The 19,747-nt window shown below is 72.2% G+C and carries 12 protein-coding genes; 9 read left to right on the top strand and 3 right to left on the bottom strand.

The genetic code is table 11. The annotated features are described in order from the left end of the window. Positions 1 to 160: 160 nt before the first annotated feature. From N5875_RS10005 to hflX, 3 genes are all read left to right on the top strand, one after another. Positions 161 to 2,551, top strand: coding sequence for an HD domain-containing protein (locus tag N5875_RS10005; protein WP_338493180.1), 2,391 nt, complete (start codon positions 161 to 163; stop codon positions 2,549 to 2,551). Between the two features lie 246 nt (positions 2,552 to 2,797). Then, positions 2,798 to 4,288, top strand: coding sequence for a M1 family metallopeptidase (locus N5875_RS10000; protein WP_338493178.1), 1,491 nt, complete (start codon positions 2,798 to 2,800; stop codon positions 4,286 to 4,288). A 259-nt stretch (positions 4,289 to 4,547) separates the two neighbouring features. Continuing rightward, the gene (gene hflX / locus N5875_RS09995) at positions 4,548 to 6,041 is read left to right on the top strand and encodes a GTPase HflX (protein ID WP_073906265.1); all 1,494 of its coding nucleotides are present in this window, start codon (positions 4,548 to 4,550) and stop codon (positions 6,039 to 6,041) included. A gap of 139 nt (positions 6,042 to 6,180) precedes the next feature. Here the strand turns inward: hflX and N5875_RS09990 are convergent, their stop codons facing one another. Both N5875_RS09990 and N5875_RS09985 read right to left on the bottom strand, forming a co-directional pair. Next, positions 6,181 to 7,362 (bottom strand): hypothetical protein, encoded by a 1,182-nt coding sequence (locus N5875_RS09990; RefSeq protein ID WP_318207518.1) that lies wholly within the window; start codon positions 7,360 to 7,362, stop codon positions 6,181 to 6,183. Positions 7,363 to 7,629: 267 nt separating this feature from the next. After that, a complete protein-coding gene (locus N5875_RS09985) occupies positions 7,630 to 8,808 on the bottom strand; it encodes a hypothetical protein (RefSeq protein ID WP_318207517.1) in 1,179 nt (392 codons plus the stop codon). A 603-nt stretch (positions 8,809 to 9,411) separates the two neighbouring features. On the opposite strand from N5875_RS09985, the gene N5875_RS09980 reads away from it, so the two are divergent. The 5 genes from N5875_RS09980 (at position 9,412) to N5875_RS09960 (ending at position 17,739) form a co-directional block, all read left to right on the top strand. After that, positions 9,412 to 10,770 carry a diaminobutyrate--2-oxoglutarate transaminase family protein gene (locus N5875_RS09980; protein WP_338499133.1) on the top strand — a complete coding sequence of 453 codons (1,359 nt, stop codon included), beginning with the start codon at positions 9,412 to 9,414 and terminating at the stop codon, positions 10,768 to 10,770. 38 nt (positions 10,771 to 10,808) lie between these two features. Further along, positions 10,809 to 13,040 (top strand): IucA/IucC family protein, encoded by a 2,232-nt coding sequence (locus N5875_RS09975; RefSeq protein WP_338493172.1) that lies wholly within the window; start codon positions 10,809 to 10,811, stop codon positions 13,038 to 13,040. 55 nt (positions 13,041 to 13,095) lie between these two features. After that, positions 13,096 to 13,782 carry a GNAT family N-acetyltransferase gene (locus tag N5875_RS09970; RefSeq protein ID WP_338493169.1) on the top strand — a complete coding sequence of 229 codons (687 nt, stop codon included), beginning with the start codon at positions 13,096 to 13,098 and terminating at the stop codon, positions 13,780 to 13,782. Between the two features lie 178 nt (positions 13,783 to 13,960). Beyond that, positions 13,961 to 15,715, top strand: coding sequence for an IucA/IucC family siderophore biosynthesis protein (locus N5875_RS09965; RefSeq protein WP_338499131.1), 1,755 nt, complete (start codon positions 13,961 to 13,963; stop codon positions 15,713 to 15,715). A 50-nt stretch (positions 15,716 to 15,765) separates the two neighbouring features. Beyond that, positions 15,766 to 17,739 (top strand): ATP-dependent DNA helicase, encoded by a 1,974-nt coding sequence (locus tag N5875_RS09960; RefSeq protein WP_338493167.1) that lies wholly within the window; start codon positions 15,766 to 15,768, stop codon positions 17,737 to 17,739. Between the two features lie 106 nt (positions 17,740 to 17,845). On the opposite strand, the gene lexA is transcribed toward N5875_RS09960, so the two are convergent. Further along, on the bottom strand, positions 17,846 to 18,634 hold the full coding sequence (lexA, locus tag N5875_RS09955; RefSeq protein WP_030325322.1) for a transcriptional repressor LexA: 789 nt from the start codon (positions 18,632 to 18,634) through the stop codon (positions 17,846 to 17,848). Positions 18,635 to 19,067: 433 nt separating this feature from the next. Here lexA and nrdR point away from each other — a divergent pair, with 433 nt between their 5' ends. Further along, on the top strand, positions 19,068 to 19,577 hold the full coding sequence (gene nrdR / locus N5875_RS09950; RefSeq protein ID WP_073819696.1) for a transcriptional regulator NrdR: 510 nt from the start codon (positions 19,068 to 19,070) through the stop codon (positions 19,575 to 19,577). The last annotated feature ends 170 nt before the right edge of the window (positions 19,578 to 19,747 follow it).

The following is a 19,747-nucleotide window of genomic DNA, read 5'->3' as shown; positions in this document are numbered from 1 at the left end:
TCGAAACAGTCAACGACTGATTTGTCGCTCGAATGGGTGATCCGATTCACGCTGAGCGAGAGGGCGACTGCGCCACGTGGTGGGCTCGGTAGCATCAAGCACCGGCCCCCCGGGCACGCCTGGCCCGCCCACCGCCGGTCGACGTTGCCGGAGGTGCCCCATGAGCGCAGAGGCCACCAACCCTGTGAGCGCGGCGGACGCCGCCGTCACCGATGCGACCACCCGCAGACGCGGACGCGCCCGAATCGACCTGCGCCGGATCGGCCGCGCCGCGCTGCTCGGCGCCACCGCCGGACCGGCCCCCCGTGACCGGTTGCCCGACGCGATCAGCCATGTGGCCGAGGCGCACCGCGCCCACCATCCCGAGGCCGACCTCACGGTGCTGCGCCGGGCGTACGTACTGGCGGAGTCCTCGCACCGCGGCCAGTTCCGCAAGAGCGGCGAGCCGTACATCACCCATCCGCTCGCGGTGACCCTGATCCTCGCCGAACTCGGCGCGGAGACCACCACCCTGACCGCCTCCCTCCTCCACGACACCGTCGAGGACACCGATGTGACGCTCGATCAGGTGAGACGGGAGTTCGGCGACGAGGTCGCCTACCTCGTCGACGGCGTCACCAAGGTGGAGAAGATCGACTACGGTGCCGCCGCCGAACCCGAGACCTTCCGCAAGATGCTCGTCGCCACCGGCAACGACGTCCGGGTGATGTCGATCAAGCTAGCCGACCGGCTCCACAACATGCGCACGCTCGGCGTGATGCGGCCCGAGAAACAGGCGAGGATCGCCAAGGTCACCCGGGACGTCCTCATCCCGCTGGCCGAACGGCTCGGGGTCCAGGCCCTCAAGACCGAGCTGGAGGACCTCGTCTTCGCCATCCTCCACCCCGAGGAGTACGAGGCCACGCGCGCGCTCATCGCGGGCAACCCGCACGCGGGCGACGCGCTCGGCGCCGTCGCCGAGCAGGTCTCGGCGGTCCTGCGCGAGGCGGGCATCGGAGCCGAAGTCCTGGTCCGTCCCCGGCACTTCGTCTCCGTCCACCGCGTCCGCCTCAAGCGCGGTGAGCTGCGCGGCTGCGACTTCGGGCGGCTCCTCGTCCTGGTCTCCGAGGACGCCGACTGCTACGCGGTCCTCGGCGAGCTCCACACCTGTTTCACCCCGGTGATCTCCGAGTTCAAGGACTTCATCGCGGCCCCCAAGTTCAACCTGTACCAGTCCCTGCACACCGCCGTCGCGGCACCCGACGGCGCGGTGGCCGAGGTCCTCATCCGCACCCATCGGATGCACACGGTCGCGGAGGCGGGAGTCGTCGCCCTCGGCAACCCGAACGTGGGGCAGGAGGCGACGGGACAGCCGGGCGGCACCCCGGGAGCAGACGCCCGTACGGCCGTGGCCCCGTCGGCGGACACCGGCCGACCTGGAGCCACCACCCCACGGGACCCCGCCGCACCGGCCACGCCCGCCGCACGCGCCACATCTGCCCCGCGCGCCGCGCACGCCACATCCGCCCCGCCGGCCGCACAGGCTGCACCCGACGCACAGGCCGCACCCGCCCCGCCTCCCGCCCCGGCCGCACCCGCCGCGCCGCCCGCCGAGGACGGCGAGCGCGTCGACCCCACCCGCCCCGGCTGGCTCTCCCGGCTCCTCGACTGGCAGCAGGCCGCCCCCGACCCGGACACCTTCTGGTCCTCGCTCCGCGCCGACCTCGCCGAGGACGACGAGATCACCGTGTTCCGCGCCGACGGCACCGCCCCCGGCACGATCAGCCTCCCCGCCGGAGCCAGCTGCGTCGACGCCGCCTACGCCCAGCACGGCGAAGCCGCCCACGCCTGTCTCGGCGCCCGCGTCAACGGACGCCTCGCACCCCTGAGCACCGTCCTCGGCGACGGGGACACCGTCCAGCTGCTGCTCGCCCAGGACGCCGTCTCCGGGCCGTCCCCCGAGTGGCTCGACCACGCCCGCACCCCCGCGGCCCGGATCGCGATCACCGGCTGGCTCCGCGCCCACCCGGAGAGCGCGGCGCCGCCCGTCGCCGCGACCGGCCCCCGGCCGCAGTCCGGCGTCACCGCCGACCACCGCTCCGGCGCGGAACTCCACGCCGACCTGGAGGGCGAGCCCCGCGCCTCCGTGCGACCGGCCGGCTGCTGCACCCCCGTACCGCCGGACAAGATCACCGGCTTCCGGGTCCGCGGCGGATCCGTCACCGTCCACCGGAACGGCTGCGCGGCCGTCGACACCATGCGCCGGCTCGGCCGCGAACCCGTCGCCGTCCGCTGGGGCGACACCGCCCAGGGCCGGGTCACCCTCGTCGCCGAGTCCTTCGGGCGGCCCGGTCTCCTCGCCGACCTCACCGAGGCCATCGCCGTCGCCGGGGCCGCCGTCGTCTCCGCGACCGTCGAGCCGCCCAGCGAGCAGCGGGTCCGCCACACGTACACCCTCCACCTGCCCGACGTCGCCCGGCTCGCCGCCCTCATGCGGGCCATGCGGGACGTGCCCGGGGTGTACGACGTGAGCCGCGCCCGCCACCGCTCCCCGGAGCGCCGCCGGGCCTGACCGGCCGGGGCCGACCGTCGGGCCCGACCGTCGGGCCCGACCCGCCAGGCCCGACCAGCCGGAGCCGGGGCGGTCCGCGAGGCGAGGCCGCGGCCCGGCGTGGCACGGGATCCTGCCGTGGACCGGGCCGCGGACACGCCCTGGACCCGGCCGTGTCCCCCTTCGAGTGGCGGGCGAGCGCGCCGCCCGGGGGAGCGGGCGCGGCCCTGGTAGCCGTAGGGCCAGTCCTCCGGAAAGGCCTGGCCCATGCCGCTCGTCCGAACGCCCCTGCCCCGCGCGCGGTGGCTCCGCTCCGCCGTCCTGGTCGCCGCCTCGGCCGGTCTCGTCGCCGCCGCGCTGCCCGCCCCGGCGCCGCTCGGCATCGGGGACCCGCTCTTCCCCACCCTCGGCAATCCCGGTTACGACGTCCGCGCGTACGCCGTCGACCTCACCTACCCCGGGGTCAACACCGCACCGCTGGCCGCGGTGACCCGGATCGACGCGCTCGCCACCGACGACCTGGAGCGGCTCAACCTCGACTTCACCCACGGCACGGTCTCCGCCGTCACCGTCGACGGCCTGGCCGCCACGTACACCACCAGCGGCGAGGACCTGGTCGTCACCCCCGCCGTGCCGATCGACGAGGGCGAGTCGATCGAGATCACCGTCACCCACACCAGCGACCCGAGCGGTCCCGCCGACACCGGCGGCTGGGTCCGTACGAGCGACGGCCTCGCCATGGCCAACCAGGCCGACGCCGCCCACCGGGTCTTCCCGTCCAACGACCACCCGTCGGACAAGGCGTACTTCACCTTCCGCGTCACCGCCCCCAGCGAGCTCACCGCCGTCGCCAACGGCCTGCCCACCGGCCGGGTCACCCGCGGCGACACCACGACCTGGACGTACCGCACCAGCCATCCCATGGCCACCGAGCTCGCCCAGGTGTCCATCGGCCGCTCCACCGTCGTGCACCGGGCGGGCCCCCACGGCCTGCCCGTACGGGACGTGGTGCGCACCGCCGACCGGAAGCTGATGGAGCCCTGGCTCCGCAGGACCCCCGGCCACCTGGAGTGGATGGAGCGGCAGGTCGGCCCGTACCCCTTCGAGACGTACGGGGTGCTCGTCGCGGACGCCACCACGGGCTTCGAGCTGGAGACCCAGACCCTGTCGCTCTTCGAGCGCCGCCTCTTCACCGAGCCGGGCTATCCGGAGTGGTACGTCGACTCGGTCATGGTGCACGAGCTGGCCCACCAGTGGTTCGGCGACAGCGTCTCGCCGCGGACCTGGTCCGACCTCTGGCTCAACGAGGGGCACGCCAGCTGGTACGAGGCGCTGTACGCCGAGGAGACCGCCGGCAAGTCCCTGGAGAAGCGCATGAAGGCCGCCTACGCCGCCTCCGACGCGTGGAGGGCCGCCGGCGGCCCGCCGGCCGCCCCCGAGCCGCCCGCGCCCGGCCACAAGATCAGCCTCTTCCGGCCCGTCGTCTATGACGGCAGCGCCCTCGTCCTCTACGCGCTCCGCGAGGAGATCGGCACCGAGGCCTTCGGGCGCCTGGAGCGCCGCTGGGTCGCCGACCACCGGGACGGCACCGCCACCACCGCCGACTTCGTCGCCCTGGCCGGCGATATCGCCGGACGCGACCTCACCGCCTTCTTCCGAGGCTGGCTGTACGAGGCGAAGACCCCGGCCATGCCCGGCCACCCGGACTGGCGCAGCCGCCCGGCCGGGACCGAGCGGACGGCCCCGAAACCCGGATGACGACCCCGACAGCGGGTTGGCGGCCCCGAAACCCGGATGATGACCCCGACGCCTGGTCGACGGCCCCGAAGCCCGGAGGACCGCCCCGAAACCCGGATGACGGGCCGCGCCGGGGCGTGTCACCATCTTCAGGTCGGCGACGCGGCCGACGGCCCGGGAATCTTCTCGTGCCCTCACGCGTTGTGACGGCATAAGACTCATCGCTCCATGGCGTCGCCGATGTCGGCGCCGCCGTGGCAGCAATCGACGTAAGGATCAAATGACCTCCTCTTCTTCCCCTTCCCAGGACGAGCAGAGCTTCGCGGAGACGAGCCGTACCGAGAGCCTTCGGGCCGATGCCCTGATGGAAGAGGACGTCGCCTGGAGCCACGAGATCGACGGAGAGAGGGACGGCGACCAGTTCGACCGCTCCGAGCGCGCGGCCCTGCGCCGTGTCGTCGGCCTCTCCACCGAGCTCGAGGACGTCACCGAGGTCGAGTACCGCCAGCTGCGCCTGGAGCGCGTCGTGCTGGTCGGTGTCTGGACCTCCGGGACCGTCCAGGACGCGGAGAACTCCCTCGCGGAACTCGCGGCCCTCGCCGAGACGGCGGGCGCCCTCGTGCTCGACGGCGTGATCCAGCGCCGTGACAAGCCGGACCCGGCGACCTTCATCGGCTCCGGCAAGGCGCGCGAACTGCGCGACATCGTGGTCGAGACCGGAGCCGACACCGTCGTCTGCGACGGCGAGCTCAGCCCCGGCCAGCTCATCGCCCTCGAAGACGTCGTCAAGGTCAAGGTGGTCGACCGGACCGCCCTGATCCTCGACATCTTCGCCCAGCACGCCAAGTCCCGAGAGGGCAAGGCGCAGGTCGCGCTCGCGCAGATGCAGTACATGCTGCCGCGCCTCCGTGGCTGGGGTCAGTCGCTCTCCCGTCAGATGGGCGGCGGCGGCGGTGGCGGCATGGCCACCCGTGGTCCCGGTGAGACCAAGATCGAGACCGACCGGCGTCGTATCCGCGAGAAGATGGCGAAGATGCGCCGGGAGATCGCGGAGATGAAGACCGGCCGCGACATCAAGCGGCAGGAGCGGCGCCGTAACAAGGTGCCGTCGGTCGCCATCGCCGGATACACGAACGCCGGCAAGTCGTCCCTGCTCAACCGCCTCACCGGCGCGGGCGTGCTCGTGGAGAACGCACTGTTCGCCACCCTCGACCCGACCGTCCGCCGGGCCGAGACGCCCACCGGCCGGGTCTACACCCTGGCCGACACCGTCGGCTTCGTCCGGCACCTGCCCCACCACCTGGTCGAGGCGTTCCGCTCCACCATGGAGGAGGTCGGCGACTCCGACCTCATCCTGCACGTGGTGGACGGCTCGCACCCGGCACCCGAGGAGCAGCTGGCCGCCGTGCGCGAGGTCTTCCGGGACGTCGGCGCGGTGAACGTGCCGGAGATCGTCGTCATCAACAAGGCGGACGCCGCGGACCCGCTGGTGCTCCAGCGACTGCTGCGGATGGAGAAGCACTCCATCGTGGTCTCGGCCCGTTCGGGTCAGGGCATGCAGGAGCTGCTCGCGCTCATCGACTCCGAGCTGCCCCGCCCGCAGGTCGAGCTCGAAGCCCTCGTGCCGTACACGCAGGGCGGACTCGTCTCGCGGGTGCACGCCGAGGGCGAGGTCGAGTCCGAGGAGCACACCCCGGAGGGCACCCTGCTCAAGGCCCGGGTGCACGAGGAACTGGCGGCGATGCTCGCGCCGTACGTCCCCGCGGCGCACTGACCTGACGTACGACGAAGGCGCCGGCCTCCTCCCGCGAGGGAGGGGACCGGCGCCTTCTCTCATGCCGAGAGGTGTCGTGAGCGGGGCCGCCCTGACGACGGCCGCCATGCTGTGACGGTGGGTGTCGTGACGGGACGGGTCAGCGGGCGTACTTCTTGCTGACCATCTCGTGCGCCGCCTTCGCGCCCCGGCCCAACTGCGGTCCGGCGAGCCAGCCGTTGCTGCCGGCCGGGCCGATCGAGGTGTTCGACACGAGCGCCGTCTTCCCGTTCGGCAGCACGCGGAACCAGCCGCCGCCGGACGAACCCGCGGTCATCGTGCAGCCGATCCGGTACATCACCGGGGTGGCGGGCGCCGTGGTCATGCGCGTCGCCCGGTCCAGGCACTTGTGCATGATCACGCCGTTGTACGGGGCGGCCTGCGGGTATCCCCAGGCGCCGATCGTGCCGGCCTGCGCGGGTGCGGGAGCGGAGAAGTCGACCGGCAGCGCGGCGCCGACGGTCTCCTCCAGGGACTTGCTGCCCCGCTGCGGCTTCACGTGCAGGACGGCGTAGTCGTACGGCCAGGCCTGGTTGCTGCCACCGGACTTGATCCACTCGCCCGAGGTCACGGCCCAGTCGGCCCAGTACTGGCCGTAGGGGTAGATCTCGTGCGCCTTCGCGTTGTTGAGCGCGGAGGGGGACTTGCCCAGGTCGTTGAAGGCCGGGACGAAGGTGATGTTGCGGTACCAGCCGCCCTTCTTGCCCGCGTGGACACAGTGGCCGGCCGTCCAGACCAGGTTGGACTTACCGGGCCGGCGCGGGTCCTTCACGATGGTGCCGGAGCAGACCATGTGGCCCTGCGGCGAGTCGAAGAAGATCTTCCCGACCGGGGCCGCGTTGCGGTGGTACGGGGTCTTCTCGCGCTGTGCCTTGACGGGGCGGGGCGTCGGGTCGGTGCCGCCGCCTCCGGCCTGCGCCGTGATCGTCGGGTCGGGGCTCTTGGCGGACTGCATCCGCGCCGGGTCCCAGAGCCCGTCGATGACCGGGTTGACGAAGTCCTCGGCCTCACGCAGCCAGGTGTTCGTGTCCCAGTTCTTCCATTCGCCGTCCTTCCACTTGTCCAGGTCGACGCCGTGCTTCTTCAGCTTGTCGGCGAGGTCCTTGGTGAGGTCGGCGCCACCGTCCCCGGTGGCCGCGTCGTCGGTACCCGACGCGGAACTGCTCGATCCGGCGGCCGGCTTGTCGGCCGCCGGGGTCTCGGTGGGGCCGCAGGCCGTGGCGGTCAGCGCGAGCGCGGTGACCAGGCCGAGGGCAGCGGGCAGGAGTCGTACGGAACGCATGTGGTGAATTCCCCCTGAGATGATTCCCGCGTCCGGGGAGCGGCCTCGTTTCCGGCGCGTTCTCGCCTTGACGTTGCCATGGACGCGTCACTTGCGGTGCACAGTATGCCGGTTGGGCAAACGGTTGAGCGAAGGGGCGGGCCGGGGGTCGTCACCTGTCCAGGTGGAGCCCCGGGACACGGGGCTGCACCTGTCCGGGCAAAACCCCCCGGCCGCGGGCATAGGGGGAGGCGAGGCCCCGAGGGCCCCGCCTCCCGCCCTGCGCGCCTACTGTCCGGCGTACTTCTTGCTGACCTCGTCGAACATGGCCTTGGCCTCGGGACCGAGGCGGGGCCCCGCGAGCCAACCGGCCGTCGACGGGCCGATCGAGGTGTTCGACACCAGCGCCGGCTTGCCGTCACTGCCCTGGGCGACCCAGCCGCCACCGGACGAACCACCGGTCATCGTGCAGCCGATGCGGTACATCGTCGGCTGCTCCGCCTTCAGGGACAGCCGGCCCGGCTTGTCCTCGCACTGGAACATCCGCTGGCCGTCGAACGGCGGCGCCGCCGGGTAACCGGTCGCCTCCATGCCCGTGATCTTCGGCACCGCCGGCGCGTTGAAGTCCACCGGAAGCGCCGAACCGACGGTCTCCTCCAGGGACTTGTCCGTGCCGCCCTTCTCCGGGGTCACCTTGATGACCGCGAAGTCGTAGGGAGCACCCGCGCCACCGGTGGACGCGCCCTCGGCGATCCACTGGTCGGAGGTCTTGACCCAGTCAGCCCACCACACGCCGTACGGCGCGATCTGCTCCCGCGACGCCTTCTCCAGGTCGGCGGTCGACAGCGCGGAATCGTTGTACGAGGGCACGAAGGCGATGTTGCGGTACCAGCCGCCCTTCTTGCCCTTGTGGACGCAGTGGCCGGCCGTCCACACCATGTTCGACTTGCCGGGGTGCGCCGGGTCCTGCACGACCGTGGCCGAGCAGACCATCGAGCCCTCGGGGCCGTCGAAGAAGACCTTCCCGGACTCCGGGGCGTTGCTGTGGTACTTCGCCGGGACGGCCTTCGCCTTCACCGGGTCCGGCGTCGGGTCGGTCACGCCCTCGTCACCCGAGATGTCCTCCTCCTCGACCGGCTTGTCGGGACGCTCGGCGTCCCGCATCCGGTCCGGGTCCCAGAGGTCCTCGATGATCGGGTTGACGAAGTCCTTGGCCTCACGCAGCCACTTGTCGTGGTCCCAGTTCTTCCATTCGCCGTTCCGCCACTTGTCGACGTCGATCCCGTGCTCCTTCAGGCGATCCTTCAGGTCCTCCGGAATCTTGATCTTGTCGGCCGGGTTCTGGGCGGTCGCGGGCGCACTGGGCTTGTCTCCCGCGTTCTCCTCGCTCGGTCCGCAGGCCGTAACGGTGAGCGTCAGCGCCGCGACGGCGGAAGCCGCCGTCAGCAGCGGACGAATCGATCGCATCTCGTGATCCCCCTGGGACTACGTCAACTGGTGCATGGACAGCGGCCGTGCCGTGCGGGCAGCGGCCGACGGCCCCCACTATGCCGGTGCCGGAGGGGACGGTACGCGGCCGGTCGGCGGTTCCGGCCATCGCTCCGTCGTTGCCGTGCCGTGATCCGGGACACGCCAAGTTCTTGCCTCCGGCCCGTGATCCTGGGCAGTTCGCGTCGTTGGTACGTACGGGGGACACAACGGTGGCGTTCAGGGCGGCCCTTGCGGCGGCTCCACGACGCCCCGATGTGCAACGCAACTGTTACAGCGGGAGGACACCGAGCCGTGGCCGTGACCGAATCAGCTCCGGCCGTCCAACCGGCCGCGCGGACGCAGACCCGGACGCCCGACGGGCCCGTCACCGGACCGCCCGACGAGGCCGGCACAGGGACGCACACCCCGACGATCCGGGACACCCTGGACCGAGGCCCCACGGACCGAACGGCTTCCGTGGACCGAGCGGCTCCCGCCCAGGCGGTCCCGGACCGAGCGGCTCTGGCCCAGGGGGGCCCAGACCGAGCGACTCCCGCCAAGGATGCTTCGGACCAGGGCGGTGGCGGCGGATACGAGGGCATCCTGCGCCGCCAGTCCCTGCGCGAGTCCGCCGCCCGCACCTACGCCCGCTCCCTGCCCATCGTCCCCGTACGGGCGCGAGGGCTGACTATCGAAGGCGCCGACGGCCGGCGCTATCTGGACTGCCTGTCGGGCGCCGGGACACTCGCCCTCGGCCACAACCACCCCGTGGTCCTCGAAGCCGTCAAGAAGGTCCTCGACTCCGGAGCCCCGCTCCATGTCCTCGACCTCGCCACCCCCGTCAAGGACGCCTTCACCTCCGAGCTGTTCGCCACCCTGCCGGGCGAACTCGCCGCCAACGCCCGCATCCAGTTCTGCGGACCGGCCGGAACGGACGCCGTGGAGGCGGCCCTCAAACTGGTCCGTACCGCCACCGGCCGCAGCGGACTGCTCGCCTTCACCGGTGCCTACCACGGCATGACGTCCGGCGCCCTCGACGCCTCCGGCGGAGCGACCGACATCCGCGTCACCCGGCTGCCGTACCCCCACTCGTACCGCTGCCCCTACGGTGTCGGCGGCGCCCGCGGCGCCCAACTCGCCGCCAGCTGGACCGAGAGCCTTCTCGACGACCCCAAGAGCGGCGTCACCACCCCCGCCGGAATGATCCTCGAAGCCGTCCAGGGCGAAGGCGGGGTCATCCCCGCGCCCGACGACTGGATGCGCCGGATGCGCCGCATCACCGCCGACCGTTCCATTCCGCTCGTCGTCGACGAGGTCCAGACCGGTGTGGGCCGCACCGGCGCCTTCTGGGCCGTCGAGCACAGCGGCGTCGTGCCCGACGTGATGGTCCTCTCCAAGGCCATCGGCGGCTCCCTTCCCCTCGCCGTCATCGTCTACAGGTCCGAGCTCGACGCCTGGGAGCCCGGCGCCCACGCGGGCACCTTCCGCGGCAACCAGCTCGCCATGGCCGCGGGCACGGCCACCCTCGCGTACGTCCGGGAGAACAAGCTCGCCGAGCGAGCCGGCATCCTCGGCGCCCGCATCCTCGGCCAACTCCGGGGCCTCGCCGCAGCCCACCCCTGCGTCGGCGACGTCCGCGGCCGGGGCCTCATGATCGGCGTCGAGCTCGTCGACCCCGACGCGGCGGGACCGGACGATCCCGTGCCGCCCGCCGCCCCCGCCCTGGCCCTCGCCGTCCAACAGGAGTGCCTCGCCCGCGGACTCATCGTCGAACTCGGCGGCCGGCACTCCGCCGTGGTCCGGCTCCTGCCGCCGCTCACCCTCACCGACGAGCAGGCCACCGCCGTCCTGGACCGCTTCGCCGACGCCCTGGCCGCGGCCGAACGGGCCCACACCCCCCAGCTGCCCGCCGCCCGCAGGCCCACGGCCCCCCGGACGGCCCCCGGGCCGTCCCACTGACCCGGGCCGCCCCGGCCCCGCCCCCCAAGGAAGCCCCCGTGAACGCCACGCCCCCCTCCCCGGCGCCCAAGACCGAGGCCCCCCTCGCCGTCGAGCACCTCACCTCCCAGATCCTCTCCTCCACGGCGCTGGATGCCCCCCTGCTGACAGCCGAGGCCCTCGGCCCCGAGGTACTCACCGCCGTGGAACCCCCCTCCCAGCACCTCGCCCCCGAGCCCCGCACCATCCCCGAGCCCCGCACCACCCCCGAGCCCGGCACCGGCACCGAACCCGGCACCACACTCCCCAGCACCACTCTCTCCGGGACCACGCTCTCCGGCACCCCGCTCCCCGGAACCCCGGAGCCCGACGCGCCGGCAGCCCGCCCCGCCGACCCCACGGTCCCGCGGCAGCACGTCGGCTCGTACGACCCCCGACCGCACCGCACGGCCGTGGGAACCGACCCGCTGGGCTACCCGAACCCCCACCCCCACCCCCACCCCCGCCCCCACCGGCCGGCCGCCGTCGACCCGCAGCGGAACCCCGCCCCGGACCCGCACCACCCGGCCGGCGCCGACCCCCTGGACGACCCCGACCCGCAGCGCGCCGCCGAGGCGGCCGCCGTCGAGAACCTCCTCCGCTGCTGGGTCCGCGAGAAGAACCTGCCGACCCCCGGCTCCACCACCCTCCGCATCCCCCTCGCCGCCAGCGGCACCGCCCTCCTCGTCCCCGTCCGCTACTGGTCACCCACCGGCTGGCACCGCTTCGGCGCCCCCGCCCTCGAAGGGCTCCCGGCCACGGCTCCCACCGTCGACGCCGTGACCGTGGCCGCCCTGCTCAGCCGGGAGACCGGCCGCCCCGAGGGCACCGAACTCGTCGGCAGGGTCGCCGACTCGGCCCGCCGCACCGCCGACTTCCTCGCCGAACGCCGCCGCTCGCCTCAACCGCACCCGGACGCCGACCTCTTCCTCGCCGCCGAACAGTCCCTGCTGCTCGGCCACCCCCTCCACCCCACACCCAAGAGCCGTGAAGGCCTCTCCGACGCCGAGGCCCGGCTCTACTCACCCGAACTGCACGGCTCCTTCCCCCTCCACTGGCTCGCCGTCGACTCCTCCCTGCTGGCCTCCGACTCCGGCTGGACCGAGCAGGGCCGTCCCGTCAGCGCCGAGCAACTCGCCCTCGGCCTCGCCGAAGGGCTCGCGCTCCCCGCCGGAACCGCGCCCCTGCCCGTACACCCCTGGCAGGCCCGAGAGCTGCTGCACCGCCCCGACATCCGCGCCCTCATCGACTCCGGCCTCCTCCACGACCTCGGTCTGCACGGCAGCCCGTGGCACCCCACCTCCTCGGTCCGCACCGTGCACCGCCCCGGCGCCCGGGCCATGCTCAAGCTCTCCCTCGGCCTGCGCATCACCAACTCGCGCCGTGAGAACCTCCGCAAGGAACTCCACCGCGGCGTCGAGGTCCACCGGCTGCTCCGCACCGGCCTCGTCGACGAATGGCAGGCCGCCCACCCGGGCTTCGACATCGTCCGCGACCCCGCGTGGCTCGCCGTCGACACCCCGGACGGCGCCCCCGTCCCAGGCCTCGACCTGATGATTCGCCACAACCCCTTCGGTCCCGGCGACGACGCCGTCTGCATCGCCTCCCTCACCGCCCCCCGGCCCTGGCCCGGAACCAGTGCCATGCGCTCCCGCCTCGCCGACGTCATCGGCCGCCTCGCCGCCCGCACCGGCCGGCCCACCACGGCCGTCGCCACCGAGTGGTTCCTCCGCTACCTCGACCAGGTCGTCCGCCCCGTCCTCTGGCTCGACGGCCACGCCGGCATCGCCCTGGAGGCCCACCAGCAGAACACCCTGGTGCTCCTCGACCCCGACGGCTGGCCGGTCGGCGGCCGCTACCGCGACAATCAGGGCTACTACTTCCGCGAGTCCCACCGGAGCGAGCTGGAGAGCCGCCTCCCCGGCATCGGCGCCGAAAGCGACACCTTCGTCTCCGACCAGGTCACCGACGAGCGCTTCGCCTACTACCTCGGCATCAACAACGTCCTCGGCCTGATCGGCGCCTTCGGCGCCCAGCACCTCGCCGACGAGCGCGTCCTGCTCGCGGCCTTCCGCAGCTTCCTCACCTCCGCCACCAGCCTCGGCTCACCCCTGCCCCACCGCCTCCTGGAAGCCGCGACCCTCCGCAGCAAGGCCAACCTCCTCACCCGCCTGCACGGCCTGGACGAACTCGTCGGACCCGTCGACACCCAGTCCGTCTACGTCACCGTCACCAACCCCCTTCGCGCCTGATCCCGCCTTCGGAGAACCCACGCCCCGAGCGCGCCGCCGAGAGGAGAGCGACACCGTGTCACCCACCCGCCCACCGGCCGACCCGCCCGGTGACGACACCCTCGACCTGAGGCTCGACGAACTCGTCACCCTCCTCGAAGGCGGTCACATCGACGCCGAACTCCTCGACGGAGACCGGCTGGACTCCGTCGCCTCCTGGAACCCGGTTTACACGTCCGTAGGGGTCTTCCAGCTCGTTCCCGTGCGCCTCGAGCGAGACCTGCGGCTCGTCACCCGATGGATGAACGACCCCGCCGTCGCCGCCTTCTGGGACCTCGCCGGACCCGAGGCCGTCACCGCCGAGCACCTCCGCACCCAACTCGACGGCGACGGCCGCAGCGTCCCCTGCCTCGGAGTGCTCGACGCCACGCCCATGAGCTACTTCGAGATCTACCGCGCCGACCTCGACCCGCTCGCCCGGCACTACCCGGCGCGCCCCCACGACACCGGTATCCATCTGCTGATCGGAGGCGTCACCGACCGGGGCCGCGGCGTCGGCAGCACCCTGCTGCGCGCCGTCGCCGATCTCGTCCTCGACCACCGTCCCCGCTGTACCCGCGTCGTCGCCGAACCCGACATCCGTAACACCCCCTCCGTCTCGGCCTTCCTCAGCGGCGGCTTCCGCTACGCGGCGGAAGTCGACCTCCCTGACAAGCGAGCGGCGCTCATGATGCGTGACCGCGTCCTCCGTCACGTTCTGTGAACAACCCTCTGTCTTCTATACACCGCCCGACCCACAGTGGTTCCCACTCCGAGGAGTCCTCGTGTCGACGTCCCCTGCACCCCACGACTCCGCACAGCCCACCCACTCCGCCACAGCTCCCTCCCTCTCCTCCAGGGCCGAATCGGTGGCCGCACCCGCACTGCCCGTCCACCCTGACCTGCTCGCGCCTCCCGAGCTGAACGCCTCCGCCTGGGCCAGGGCCTCGTCCCGGCTCCTCGCCAAGGCCCTCGCCGAGTTCGCCTACGAGGAGATCGTCGAACCAGCCCCGGTGGCAGACGAACCGGACCTCCACACCCTGCGGCTCGACGACGGCGACACCCTCACCTTCCGTGCCCGCCGAGGTGCCTACGGCAGCTGGTACGTCGCCGCCGACTCGATCACCCATGAGGGCCGGCCCATGACGGACGTCCTCGACTTCCTGGTCCGCGCCCGCCGCTTCCTCCAGCTCGACGGCGCCACCCTCGGCCACCTCATCCGAGAGCTCTCCGCCACCCTTGCCGCCGATGCCCGTCTCGATCACACCGCCCTCTCCGCAGCCCGGCTCGCCGACCTCTCCTACGCCGAGCTCGAAGGGCACCAGACGGGCCACCCCTGGCTCGTCCTCAACAAGGGCCGCATCGGCTTCTCCGCCACCGACGCCGCCCGCTGGGCACCCGAGGCCCGCCGTGCCACCCGGCTGCCGTGGATCGCCGTCAGCAACCGCCTCGCGGCCTACCGTGGCGTATTCGGGCTCCGCACCCCCGACCGTCTCTACGCCCAAGAACTCGACCCCGAGGTCCACGCCGCGTTCCGCGCCGAACTGACGGCCCGCGGCCACGAACCCGATGGCTACCTCCTGCTGCCCGTCCACCCCTGGCAGTGGGACGAGATCCTGCTCCCGCTCTACGCCCCGGCCATCGCCGCAGGGACCGTCGTCCCGCTCTCCGCGGACGGCGACCTCCGGCTGCCGCAGCAGTCGGTCCGTACCTTCCTCAACACCAGCCGCCCCGAGCGGCACACCGTCAAACTCCCACTGTCCGTCCTCAACACCCTGGTCTGGCGCGGCCTGCCCACCGAACGCACCCTCGCCGCCCCGGCCGTCACCGCCTGGGTCCACGGCCTCCGCGACGCCGACCCGTTCCTGCGGGACGAGTGCGGGGTGATCCTCCTCGGGGAGGTCGCCTCCGTCACCGTCGAGCACCCTCTGTACGACCGGCTGCCCGAAGTTCCGTACCAGTACAAGGAACTCCTCGGCGCGATCTGGCGCGAGCCGCTGCGGCTGCCCCCGGGCGAGCGGGCCCGCACCCTCGCCTCTCTGCTCCACACGGACCCCGCCGGGCGGGCCTTCGTCGCCGAACTCGTCGAGCGCTCAGGACTCGCGCCGGCCGTCTGGCTCCAGCACCTCTTCGCCGCGCTGCTGCCCCCGCTGCTGCACTTCCTCTACCGGTACGGCACGGTCTTCTCCCCGCACGGCGAGAACGCCATCGTCGTCTACGACGGAGAGGACGTCCCCGTACGCCTGGCGATCAAGGACTTCGTCGACGACGTGAACATCAGCGGCCAGTCGCTGCCCGAGCACGACACGCTGCCCGACGACGTGCGCGCCGTCCTCCTGACCGAGGGGCCCGACTTCCTCGTCCAGTTCATCCATTCGGGGCTCTTCGTCGGTGTCTTCCGTTATCTCGCACCGCTCTGCGAGGAACAACTCGACGTGCCGGAAGAAGAATTCTGGTCCCTCGTCCGCGCCGAGATCCTCCGCCACCAGGCGCGCTTCCCCGAGCTGAAGGAACGGTTCGAGCTCTTCGACCTCCTCACCCCCCGGATCGAGCGGCTCTGCCTCAACCGCAACCGTCTGCACCTGGACGGCTACCGGGACCGCCCCGAGCGACCCCACGCGGCCGTCCACGGGACCGTCCCCAACCCGCTCGCGTGACACGCGCGCGTGCCTTGGGTGTCAGTGGCGCCCCGTAGGGTGGAAGGGCTATGACGAAGCCATCCCTCCCCGACCTCCTCCACGCCGCCGTCACCGCCGTCGGCGGCACGGAGCGGCCCGGCCAGGTCACCATGGCCGAGGCCGTGGCCGAGGCCATCGACGACAATTCCCACCTCCTCGTCCAGGCCGGCACCGGCACGGGCAAGTCGCTCGGCTACCTGGTGCCGGCGCTGGCCCAGGGCGAGCGGGTGGTGGTGGCCACAGCCACCCTGGCGCTCCAGCGCCAGCTCGTCGAGCGTGACCTTCCGCGCACGGTCGACGCGCTGCATCCGCAGCTGCGCCGCCGCCCCCAGTTCGCCATGCTCAAGGGCCGGTCGAACTACCTCTGTCTGCACCGGCTCCACGAAGGGGTTCCGCAGGACGAGGAGGAAGGCCTCTTCGACCCCTTCGAGGCGGCCGCGCCCAGCAGCAAGCTGGGCCAGGACCTGATGCGGCTCCGGGACTGGTCGGACGAGACGGAGACCGGCGACCGGGACGACCTGACGCCCGGCGTCTCCGACAAGGCCTGGGCCCAGGTCTCGGTCTCCTCCCGGGAGTGCCTCGGCGCGAGCAAGTGCGCGTACGGCCCGGAGTGCTTCGCCGAGTCGGCCCGTGAGCGCGCCAAGCTCGCCGACGTCGTCGTCACCAACCACGCTCTCCTCGCCATCGACGCGATCGAGGGTGCCCCGGTGCTCCCGCAGCACGAGGTGCTGATCGTCGACGAGGCCCACGAGCTGGTCTCCCGGGTCACCGGCGTCGCCACCGGCGAGCTCACCCCCGGCCAGGTCAACCGCGCCGTGCGTCGGTCCGCGAAGCTGGTCGACGAGAAGGTCGCCGACCAGTTGCAGACCGCCGCCGAGGGCTTCGAGCGCGTCATGGAGCTGGCCCTCCCGGGTCGCCTGGAGGAGCTCCCGGAAGACCTCGCGTACGCCTTGATGGCGCTGCGGGATGCCGCTCGCGCGGTGATCACCGCCCTGGGTTCCACCCGGGACAGGTCCGTGCAGGACGAGGACGCCGTACGCAAGCAGGCCATGGCCTCCGTGGAGACCGTGCACGGAGTCGCGGAGCGGATCACTCAGGGTTCGGAGTACGACGTCGTCTGGTACGAGCGTCATGACCGCTTCGGTGCGTCGGTGCGGGTCGCGCCGCTCTCCGTCTCGGGCCTGCTGAGGGAGAAGCTGTTCACGGAGCGGTCCGTCGTCCTGGCGTCGGCGACGCTCAAGCTGGGCGGCGACTTCAACGGCGTCGGTGCTTCGCTGGGTCTCGCCCCGGAGGGCACCACGGGTGACGACCTGCCCGTCTGGAAGGGAATCGATGTCGGTTCCCCGTTCGACTATCCCAGGCAGGGCATTCTCTACGTCGCCAAGCACCTCTCCGCCCCCGCCCGTGACAAGGACCGGGCCGACATGCTCGACGAGCTGACCGAGCTGATGCAGTCGGCCGGCGGGCGGACCCTCGGTCTGTTCTCCTCGATGCGTGCGGCACAGCTGGCGGCGGAGGAGCTGCGGATCCGCGTCCCGGAGCTGCCGATCCTGCTCCAGGGCGAGGACACGCTGGGCGAGCTGATCAAGAACTTCGCGGCCGACCCGAAGACCTGTCTGTTCGGCACGCTGTCGCTCTGGCAGGGCGTGGATGTCCCGGGGGCCAGCTGCCAGCTGGTCGTCATGGACAAGATCCCGTTCCCGCGCCCGGACGATCCGCTGATGAGCGCCCGGCAGAAGGCAGTCGAGGAGGCCGGGGGCAACGGCTTCATGGCGGTCGCGGCGACCCATGCCGCCCTGCTCATGGCACAGGGCGCCGGCCGACTCGTACGGGCCACGGGCGACCGGGGCGTCGTGGCGGTTCTCGACCCCCGGCTGGCGACGGCCCGGTACGGCAGCTATCTGAAGGCCTCGCTGCCCGATTTCTGGTACACGACCGACCGCAACCAGGTACGGAAGTCGCTGGCGGCCATCGATGCCGCCTCGAAGGCGGCGGAAGTCTGAGCCTCCACCCTGTCGAGCCTCGGCGCACCGGGGCTCGACAGGACACGGCAGGGCCCCGGGACCGGCGCAGTGGGTCCCGGGGCCCGGTCAGAGCCGGCGAGGTGAGTCAGACCCGCCGCAGCACCGCCACGACCTTGCCGAGGATGGTCGCCTCGTCGCCGGGGATCGGCTGGTACGCCGCGTTGTGCGGGAGCAGCCAGACGTGACCGTCCTCGCGCTTGAAGCGCTTGACCGTGGCCTCGCCGTCCAGCATGGCCGCGACGATGTCGCCGTTCTCCGCGACGGGCTGGCGGCGGACGGTGACCCAGTCGCCGTCACAGATGGCGGCCTCGATCATCGAGTCGCCGACGACCTTGAGGACGAACAGCTCGCCGTCACCGACAAGCTGCCGGGGGAGAGGGAAGACGTCCTCGACGGACTCCTCGGCGAGGATCGGGCCACCGGCCGCGATCCGGCCGACCAGGGGCACGTACGAGGCGGCGGGCTTGCCCGTGGTGTCCGTCGGCTGGGTGCTCGGCTGGTCGGAGCCGCGCACCTCGTACGCCCGGGGGCGGTGCGGGTCCCGGCGGAGGAAGCCCTTGCGCTCCAGCGCCATGAGCTGGTGCGCCACCGAGGACGTGCTGGACAGGCCGACGGCCTGCCCGATCTCGCGCATCGACGGCGGGTAGCCGCGCCGCTGGACCGAGTCGCGGATGACTTCGATGACCCTGCGCTGCCGGTCGGTGAGACCGGAGCTGTCGGCTCGGATGCCTGGAGGTCGCCCGGGGAGGGCACGGGCGGGTCGCCCGGGGTCCTCACCGTTCATGCTTGTGTCATTCATGGCGTGCACCGGCTCGAGTCGGCCCTGGGAGCGGTCCTGGGCGGTGATGGTGGCACTGTCTGCGGTGGTGGTCACGTCGTCGGCCCCTCTCGAATGGTCTCCCTGGCTGGCACAACGGTAGTGGCTTTCGAAAGGTTGCGCCAAACACACGTTCGAGTGAAAATTCGCAGATTGCCTTACGCGTGTACGCATGCGGGTGTATGAGCACTCTCGCGCGGCCGTCCCGATTCGGTCGTCACGGTAGCCTTCGCCGCTGGGCCGCGCGCGGTGCACCCTCTCAGTGTCGCACCCGGAGGGGTCGGATCGCGGGAGCGGGCGCGTCGCGACACGCGGAAGGCCCGGAATCGCCGCCAACCCAAGATCTAGTGGTTGGATGGCACCGGCCACCCAGGGGTAGTGGTCCCCGGTCTGCCGGGGGTGCCCACATCGCCTATGCTGGTGGTCGCTTCGCAGGGCCTTGACGGTCGGGCGAGGTTCACCAGTCGTGCCGTGAGGAGGGTCGGAACCAATGCACTGCCCCTTCTGCAGGCACCCCGACAGCCGTGTCGTCGACAGTCGCACCACCGACGACGGGACGTCGATCCGGCGCCGTCGCCAGTGCCCCGACTGCTCCCGTCGTTTCACGACGGTGGAGACGTGCTCGCTCATGGTGGTGAAGCGGTCCGGTGTCACCGAGCCCTTCAGCCGTACCAAGGTCATCTCCGGCGTACGCAAGGCGTGCCAGGGGCGACCGGTCACCGAGGACGCGCTCGCCAAGCTCGGCCAGCGGGTCGAGGAGGCGGTGCGCGCCACCGGCAGCGCCGAGCTGACCACCCACGACGTGGGTCTGGCCATTCTCGGCCCGTTGCAGGAGCTCGACCTCGTCGCGTACCTGCGCTTCGCGTCCGTGTACAAGGCTTTCGACAGCCTCGAAGACTTCGAGGCCGCCATCGTGGAACTCCGCGTGCGGCCTCCCGCTGAGAACCGCGGGACCGGTGCGACCCCTGAGGTCCCCGTTCCCGCCACCGCCGCCGACTGACCGGCGGTCCGGGCCGACAGTGCCCGGCGGCCGGCCGCCGAGCGGCCTGGCAGACGTGCCCCGAGCGACCTCCGTGGCGCTCGTGGCAGCAGTACAGAACGACGTACAGAAGACGGTGCCCTGGGACTATCTGGGTGCCAAAGTGTGTTTTGCCCGTATATGGGAGGCGG

The organism is Streptomyces sp. SJL17-4, assembly GCF_036826855.1.
Classification (GTDB): Bacteria; Actinomycetota; Actinomycetes; order Streptomycetales; family Streptomycetaceae; genus Streptomyces.
The sequence above is the reverse complement of the archived record's forward strand: the minus strand, read 5'-3'. Positions and strand labels throughout refer to the sequence as shown.